Origin of the sequence: Streptomyces nanshensis, from assembly GCF_001751255.1 — a bacterium.
GTDB lineage: Bacteria > Actinomycetota > Actinomycetes > Streptomycetales > Streptomycetaceae > Streptomyces > Streptomyces nanshensis_A.
In genome coordinates, this window is the sequence record NZ_LJGW01000692.1 from 1 (window position 1) to 7,587 (window position 7,587).

8 protein-coding genes are annotated in these 7,587 nt (G+C 71.7%); all 8 read right to left on the reverse strand.

What is annotated here, in order from left to right; genetic code table 11:
• Positions 1-437: MmgE/PrpD family protein (locus tag AN218_RS31945; RefSeq protein ID WP_216311837.1), on the reverse strand; the 437-nt coding region annotated here is incomplete at its 3' end.
• The gene (locus AN218_RS31950; RefSeq protein ID WP_070020516.1) at positions 434-1,741 is read right to left on the reverse strand and encodes a TRAP transporter large permease; all 1,308 of its coding nucleotides are present in this window, start codon (positions 1,739-1,741) and stop codon (positions 434-436) included. The genes AN218_RS31945 and AN218_RS31950, both read right to left, overlap by 4 nt.
• Positions 1,738-2,430 (reverse strand): TRAP transporter small permease, encoded by a 693-nt coding sequence (locus tag AN218_RS31955; RefSeq protein ID WP_070020517.1) that lies wholly within the window; start codon positions 2,428-2,430, stop codon positions 1,738-1,740. Before AN218_RS31955 ends, AN218_RS31950 begins: the two co-directional genes overlap by 4 nt.
• A gap of 14 nt (positions 2,431-2,444) precedes the next feature.
• Positions 2,445-3,482: a TRAP transporter substrate-binding protein gene (locus AN218_RS31960; protein ID WP_070020518.1), complete on the reverse strand. Its 1,038-nt coding sequence runs from the start codon at positions 3,480-3,482 to the stop codon at positions 2,445-2,447.
• Positions 3,479-4,483 carry an LLM class flavin-dependent oxidoreductase gene (locus AN218_RS31965; RefSeq protein WP_070020519.1) on the reverse strand — a complete coding sequence of 335 codons (1,005 nt, stop codon included), beginning with the start codon at positions 4,481-4,483 and terminating at the stop codon, positions 3,479-3,481. Before AN218_RS31965 ends, AN218_RS31960 begins: the two co-directional genes overlap by 4 nt.
• Positions 4,484-4,611: 128 nt before the next feature.
• Entirely contained in the window at positions 4,612-5,760 is a 1,149-nt protein-coding gene (locus tag AN218_RS31970; RefSeq protein WP_070020520.1) for an acyl-CoA dehydrogenase family protein, read from the reverse strand.
• The gene (locus tag AN218_RS31975) at positions 5,757-6,299 is read right to left on the reverse strand and encodes a MaoC family dehydratase (protein WP_070020521.1); all 543 of its coding nucleotides are present in this window, start codon (positions 6,297-6,299) and stop codon (positions 5,757-5,759) included. The genes AN218_RS31970 and AN218_RS31975 overlap by 4 nt, the downstream gene beginning before the upstream one ends.
• Positions 6,296-7,570: a CaiB/BaiF CoA transferase family protein gene (locus tag AN218_RS31980; RefSeq protein ID WP_338059657.1), complete on the reverse strand. Its 1,275-nt coding sequence runs from the start codon at positions 7,568-7,570 to the stop codon at positions 6,296-6,298. Before AN218_RS31980 ends, AN218_RS31975 begins: the two co-directional genes overlap by 4 nt.
• Between the last annotated feature and the right edge of the window lie 17 nt (positions 7,571-7,587).

The window sequence follows — 7,587 nt, forward strand, 5'->3', positions numbered from 1 at the left end:
GCCATCGCGCGGCGCAGCCCGTCCGCGTCCAGGCCGAGGGCGACCCCGGCGGCCACGGCCGCGGCGGGGGCTCCGGCGGTGCATGTGGTGTGCCAGCCCTTGCCGTAGTGGCGCCAGCCCAGTGCCGTGCCCAGCCGGGCCATCACGCCCGCACCGGCGAGATAGGCGCGGGCCCCTCCCCCGCACGCGAGCGCCGCGCTCACGCAGACGACGCTGATGTGGGAGGTCGAGGGCAGATGGACGTCGTCGAAGTCCAGGACGTGTCCGGTCGTCGCCCAGCGTGCCGCCTCCGGCAGGCCGGACGTCATCGTGGCGACCGGGTCGCCGGACGCGGCGAGGGTGACGGCGACGGTGTCCGTGAGGGCACGGGCCGCCAGTTCGCGGTCGGCGTCGTCCGGGGCGAACGCGGCGGCCCAGTCGGCGAGTTCGGCGATCAAGCGATCAACTCCGGGAGCCAGGTGGCGAGTTCGGGGAAGGCCGTGATCAGCACCAGCATTCCCGCCTCGATCGCCAGGTACGGCAGGATGCCGCGGAAGATGTCGGCGAGGTCGAGTTCGGGCACGACGGATTTCATCGTGTACAGGTTCAGCCCGACGGGCGGTGTGATCACGGCCATCTCCAGGTTGACCACGAGCAGCACCCCGAACCACAGCGGGTCGAAGCCGAGTCCCTCGATCGCGGGAACGAGGATCGGCGTCACGACGAGCAGCAGCGACGCGGCGTCCACGAGGCAGCCGAGCAGGACGAGCACCACCATGACGACCGCGATCACCAGATACGGCGACGCCTTCAGCCCCACGACGAACTCCGATACGGCGTCGGGCACTCGGGCCATCACGAGCATCTGTGTGAAGACGAAGGCGGCGCCGACGATGGCCAGGATGGACGCCGTGACATGCGCGGTGGAGACGAAGATCGTCCGCAGGTTGGCCCAGCCCAGCTTCCGGTAGACCCACCCCGTCACGGCGAACGCCGCGAGGGCGCCGACGGCCGCCGCCTCGGTCGGGGTGGCGAAGCCGGTGTAGATCGATCCGAGGACCAGGAGGATGAGCACCAGCGCGGGCGAGATCTTCGTCAGCGCCGCCATCCGCTCCCGCCAGGTGAAGCGCTCGCCGGAGACGGGCGCCTCGGAGGGTGAGGTCTTCGCCCGTATCACCACGTAGAGGATCATGAACGCGGCGAGCATCAGGCCGGGTATCAGCCCGCCGGCGAAGAGTTCCGCGATGCTCACGCCCGTCACGGACGAGTAGAGGATGAACATCAGGCTCGGCGGGATCAGCATCGCCAGGGCGCCGGAGGCCGCGACGCTGCCGCTGGCGAACGAGGGCCGGTAGCCGCGGTGGAGCATCTCGGGGACGGCCATGCGTCCGATGATCGCGACCGAGGAGATGCTCACACCGGACATGGCGCCGAAGACGGTCGAGGAGCCGATGGCGGAGGCGCCGAGTCCGCCGGGGATCCGGTTGAACCAGCGGTAGGCGGCGCCGAACAGGTCGCGCCCCAGGCCGCTGACCGCGAGCACCTCGCCGAGCAGGATGTAGAGCGGCGCGGCGACGAGCGCGTAGTTCTGGAGCTGCGCGACGAGGGAGAGCGGCACCAACTCCACGCCGGACAGGCCGTCCAGGCCGATGAGTCCGGCGATCCCGGAGACCGCGAGCGCCACGAAGATCGGTGTGCGCAGGGCGATGAGGGCGAGGAGGAGGACGACCGCGAGGCCGGCGACGGCGGCGTCGGAGATCATGAGCGGGCCTCTCCTTCTGCGGTGCCGGAACCGGTCTCAGAGGCCGTGCCGGACGGTGGTTCGGTGGACGACGACGGGTCGGGGGACGCCTGCGGGGACGGCACCTCGGCGGACTCCGCCGGGGACGGCGTACGGGCATCCGTATCGGCGGTACGGGCGTCCGTACCGGCGTCCGGTGCGCCCTCCACGGCGGCCGTCAGGCCCTCAGCGTCCTTGGGCGGCGGGAAGAGCACGGCGACGACGGCCAGCAGCACACCGCTGAGGAAGAGCACGGCGTCGGGAATCCACAGCGGAATGCTGAAGGTGCCGGAGCCGGTCAGTCCGCCCGCGATCGCCACCGTCATCGAGCGGTACGCGGTCACGGCGAGGACCACGCCGAGGAACGCGGTGGCCGCGGCGGTCACCACGTCCGCCACCCGGCGCGCCCCCGGCGGCAGACCCCGGTGGATCAGATCCATCGAGATGTGCTGCCCCTTGGCGTAGAAGTACGGCAGGGCGAGCGCGGTGGAGGCGAGCACACCGGCCGAGTTGAGCGGATACGCCCAGTCCGTCGGCGCGGCGAAGACGAAGCGGACGACCACGTCGTAGGCGATGGTCAGCATCATCAGCCCGACCACGGCCATGGCGACGACGGCGAGCGCCAGCGCGCAGGCCAGCACGTAGCTGCGCAGCGAGTTCAGTGCGGTCATGCCGGGCCCGCCCCTCATGCTGTCCGGATGGATTCGACGGCCCGCTCGGCCGTACCCGCCCCGACGCGTCCCCGCCAGTGCGCGCGCACCGGGGCGAGCGCCTTGCGGAAGGCGTCCAGTTCGGCGCCGTCCGGCGTGATCAGCCGCACCCCGGCGTCCTCGACCTTGGGCAGATAGTCCTTCGTGTGGACCGAGACCATGTGCGCGGTGCCCTTGCGGTAGAGCGTCCGGCCGGCCGCGTCCAGCGCCCTGCGCACGGCCGGTGGCTGCCCGGCGTACCAGTCGCTGCGGCAGTAGGCGTCGACGGTGTAGGCGCCGAAGTGGCCCGCCGTCCCGTACTTGACGATCTTCTGGAGGTCGCGGGAGACGACGGTGCCGATGTAGCTGACGAGCCCGTCGATGGTGTGCTTCTCCAGCGCCTGGTACACCTCGGCGGAGCCCATCGTCACCGGCGCCCCGCCGAGGGCCTTGACCGTCTCGCCCTCGATCTCGCCGGCGACGCGCAGCCGCAGGCCGCGTACGTCCTCGGGCCGGCGGATCGGCTTGTCGACCGTCCACAGGTACTCGAACGTCGTGGGCATGCCGCCGAGGATGCGCACGCCCTGCGGCGCCAGCTTCTCGTTGATCAAGTCGTACTGGGCGCGCCCGGGTTCGATGGCGCGGCGCAGCCGTGCGTAGTCGTCGGTGACGAAGGGCAGTTCCATCGCGCCGAGCACCGGATACGTCGAGGAGACGTACGAGCTGGTCTGGAAGATGACGTCGGCGACGCCGGAGAGCAGCCCGGGCAGAAGCTGTTCGGCGCCGAGGAGGGCGCCGGAGTCGTACATGTCCAACGTCAGTCGTCCGCCGCTGCGTTCGGCCGCGGCCTTCGTGAACATCTCGATGCCCGGATACAGGTCGTCGTAGGAGGGCGGCAGATACGTGGCGATTCTCGGCTTGCGGCCCGCCTTGGCGCTGGCGGGGGCGCAGCCGGAGGCACCGGCCGCGGCCAGGCCCAGGCCGAGGCCCGCGGCGCTCAGGAAGCCGCGCCGTCCGATGGCTCTGGTGTTCATGGGAGTACCTCGTCCCTCAGACGTGTCAGGCTGGCCATGACCTTCTCCTGTGGCATCCCGGGCCATTGCGGGCGGAGCAGGATGTTCTCCGGTGCCACGTGGTCGACGAGATCGGCGAGTTGAGCACGGCAGGAGGCGGGACCGCCGAGGATGAAGCGGCCCTGCCGGAGCTTGTCGAACTCCGCGTCGAAGCTCTGCGAGGGCGGCAGGACCTGGTCCTGCCCCCAGGCGCGGTAGGCGTCGTACTTGACCGTGAGCGCGGCGCGTACGTCCTCGACGGCCGCCTCGTCGCTCGCGCCGACGTAGATCTCCTGGAGCACCTGCACGGGGGCCTGGTCGCGGCCGTACTCCGCGCAGGCGGCGCGGTAGAAGCGGACCTGCCGGTGCAGATAGTCGCGGTCGACGTGGGCCGCGGCGGCGATCCACGGCAGACCCATGCGCGCGGTGCGGCGCAGCGCGCCGTCGGTGTGCCCGGCGAGCCACAGCGGCGGGTGCGGGGACTGCACGGGGCGCAGCACCGGGTGTACGGCGTCGAGTCTGACGGCCTCGTTCTCGAAGGTCACCTCGTCCTCGGTCCACAGCCGGCGTACGAGGCCGAGGTTGTCCAGGAAGCGGCGCAGCCGTGCGTCCCGGGGAATGCCGAAGGCGTCGAACTCCGCGTCGCGGTAGCCGAGTCCGGCGCCGACGGTGAGCCGGCCGCCGCTGATGATGTCGAGCGTGGCCAGTTCCTCGGCGAGGTCGACGGGGTTCTGCAGCGCCATGAGCGTGATCGCGGTGCCGATGCGCATGTCGCCGGACTCGGGGACGATGCGGGCGAGCACGGCGAGCGGGTGCAGATACTGGAACGGGTCGGCCAGATAGTGCTGTGTGGCCCACACCGAGGAGAAGCCGGCGTCGCGGGCGAAGCGCACCTGCTCGATCTGCTCGGCGAAGCGTGCCGTCACATCGTCGCCGGCGGGGAACTGGCTGCACAGCACGAGGCCGTAGCCGGGGGCGGTCATGGGTGCCGTACCTCCTGCGGGGACATGGGGCGTGGGGACGCGGTGCGGGGATTCGCGGTGCTCGGGGGCGGGGCCCGGAAGCGGCCGGGGCGCCGAACGGGCCGGTGCGGGACGGGAGTCCGCCGGACTCAGAAGGAGCGGGGCATCTTCAGGACGTGCTGGCCGATATGGGCGAGGATGAGGTTGGTCGAGACGGGGGCGACCTGGTAGAGCCGCGTCTCGCGGAACTTCCGCTCGATGTCGTACTCGGCGGCGAAGCCGTAGCCGCCGTGTGTCTGGAGGGCGGCGTTGCCCGCCTCCCAGGAGGCGTCCGCGGCCAGCAGCTTGGCCATGTTGGCCTCGGCGCCGCACGGTTCGCCCGCGTCGAAGAGGTCGCAGGCACGCCAGCGCATCAAGTCGGCGGCCTCGACGTTCACATGGGCCCGTGCGATGGGGAACTGGACGCCCTGGTTCTGCCCGATGGGACGGCCGAAGACGACGCGTTCGCTCGCGTACGTCGAGGCCCGCTCCACGAACCAGCGGCCGTCGCCGATGCATTCGGACGCGATGAGGATCCGCTCGGCGTTCATCCCGTCGAGGACGTAGCGGAATCCGCGGCCCTCCTCGCCGATGAGGCTGTCGGCCGGCACCCGTACGTCGTCGAAGAAGACCTCGTTCGTCTCGTGGTTGACCATGGTGCGGATGGGGCGCAGGTCGACGCCCTCCGTCTCGCGCAGATCGATGAGGAAGAGCGACATCCCCTCCGACTTCTTCGCCGTCTCCTCGCGCGGTGTCGTACGGGCGAGCAGCAGCATCAGATCGGAGTGCTGGACGCGGGAGATGAAGACCTTGCTGCCGTTGACGACGTAGCCGTCGCCGGTGCGCCGTGCCGTGGTGCGGATGCTGGTGGTGTCGGTGCCGGCGCCCGGCTCGGTCACGCCGAACGCCTGGAGCCGCACCTCGCCGGAGGCGATCGCGGGCAGATGGCGCCGCTTCTGCTCCTCGCTGCCGTGCCGCAGCAGGGAGCCCATGGTGTAGAGCTGGGCGTGCACGGGACCGGCGTTGCCGCCGTTGGCGTTGATGCCCTCCAGGATCACGGAGGCGTCGCCGAGTCCGAGGCCCAGCCCGCCGAACTCCTCGGGTACGAGGGCGCCGAGGCAGCCGGTGCCGGTAAGGGCGTCGACGAACTCCTCGGGGTAGCGGCGCTCGGCGTCGACGCGCTGCCAGTAGGAGTCCGGGTAGTCGGCGCAGATGCGGTCGACCAACTGGCGCAGATCGCGGCGGAGTTCGCTCGTCATATGCTGCTCGCCTCCCCGCCGGTCGCGGGCTCACGGGCGGTCTGACCGCCGTCGGGGCCGGTGTGCCGCGGGCCGTGTCCGCGCTTGTAGACCAGCAGCGTCCTGGTGAACTCGATGACGACGTCCCCGGTCTGCTTGTAGCCGGTCGTACGTACCGTGACCACGCCCAGACCGGGACGGGAGCCGGACTCGCGGGCCCTGAGCACCGTCGAGCGCGAGTGCACGGTGTCGCCCTCGAAGAGCGGGGAGGGCAACGTGATCTCCTCCCAGCCGAGGTTGGCGAAGACGTTCTGGGAGACGTCGGTGACGCTCTGCCCCGCCACCAGGGCCAGGGTGAAGGTGGAGTTGACGAGCGGCTTGCCGAACTCGGTGCGCCGCGCGTACTCGTGGTCGAAGTGCAGCGGCGCGGTGTTCTGCGTCAGCAGCGTGAACCAGATGTTGTCGGTGCTGGTCACGGTGCGGCCCAGGGGGTGCTCGAAGACGTCGCCGACGACGAAGTCCTCGTAGTAGCGGCCCTGCCAGCCGGTGTGGGTCGTCATGACTCTCCCTCGGCAGCGTGCAGTTCGGCGAGTACGGAGGCGGTGTGCGCGCCGAGCGCCGGCAGCGCGCCGCCCTCGGCGCTGCGCCCTCCGGGGGTGCCCGGCGGACGCAGCGTGCGTACGGTGCCGCCCGGCACGGGGGTGTCCATCCACCGTCCCTCCCGGGCGAGTTCGGGGTGCGAGGGAAGGTCGGCGACGGCCGTCATCCGTCCCCACGCGATGCCGGCGGCGTCCAGCCGGCCGGTCAGCGTCCCGGAGGGGTACGCGCCGATACGCGCGGCCAACTCCGCGTCGAGCGCGGCACGGTGGGCGACGCGGGCGGTGTTGGAGCCGAAGCGCTCGTCGGCGGCGAGCGGGGCCGCCTCCAGCACGTCCGCGCACAGCCGCGCCCATTCGCGTTCGTTCTGCACGGCGATCAGCAGCGAGGCGCCGTCCGCCGCGGTGAACGTCCCGTACGGCGCGATCGCCGGGTGCGAGGTGCCCATCGGCACGGGCGCACGGCCGCCGTAGAGCGTGTAGTAGAGCGGGTGCGCCATCCACTCGGTGAGCGCGTCGAAGAGTGAGACCTCGACGGGCAGCGCCTCCCCCGTCATATCGCGGTGGCGGATCGCGGCGAGCACGCCGCTGAAGGCATGGCTTCCGGCGGCGATGTCGGCGACGGACACCCCGACCTTGGCGGGCGCCTCGGCGGTGCCGGTCAGCGACATCACGCCGGCCTCGGCCTGTACGAGGGCGTCGTAGGCCTTCTTCCCGGCGAGGGGACCGTCCGGTGCGTAGCCGGATATCGCGCAGACGATCAGCTCCGGGTGGCGCTCGCGCAGGGCGGCGGCGGTGAGGCCGAGGCGGGCGAGCGCGTCCGGTGCGAGGTTGGCGACGAGGACGTCGGCGCGCTCCAGCAGCAGATGCAACTCGGCCTGTGCGCCCGGGTCCTTCAGGTCGAGCCGTACGGACTCCTTGCCGCGGTTGAGCCAGAGGAACGCGCTGGAGGTGCCGTGCACCACCTGGTCGTAGCCGCGGGCGAAGTCACCGCCGTCCGGCCGCTCCACCTTGATCACGCGGGCGCCGAGGTCGGCGAGCTGGCGGGTAGCGAAGGGCGCCGCCACGGCCTGTTCGACGGCGACGACGGTGATGCCGTCCAGCGGGAGCCGCGGACGCGGCGCGGGGGCCTCCGCCGCCGGGGACCGCTCGGTGCCGGGAGCGGCTGCGGACTCCGCGGCGGGGCCGGAAGCAGAGCTCGCCGCGTCGTCCGGCTCGCCCGCCTCCCGCAGCACCGCCCTGGCCCGTGCCA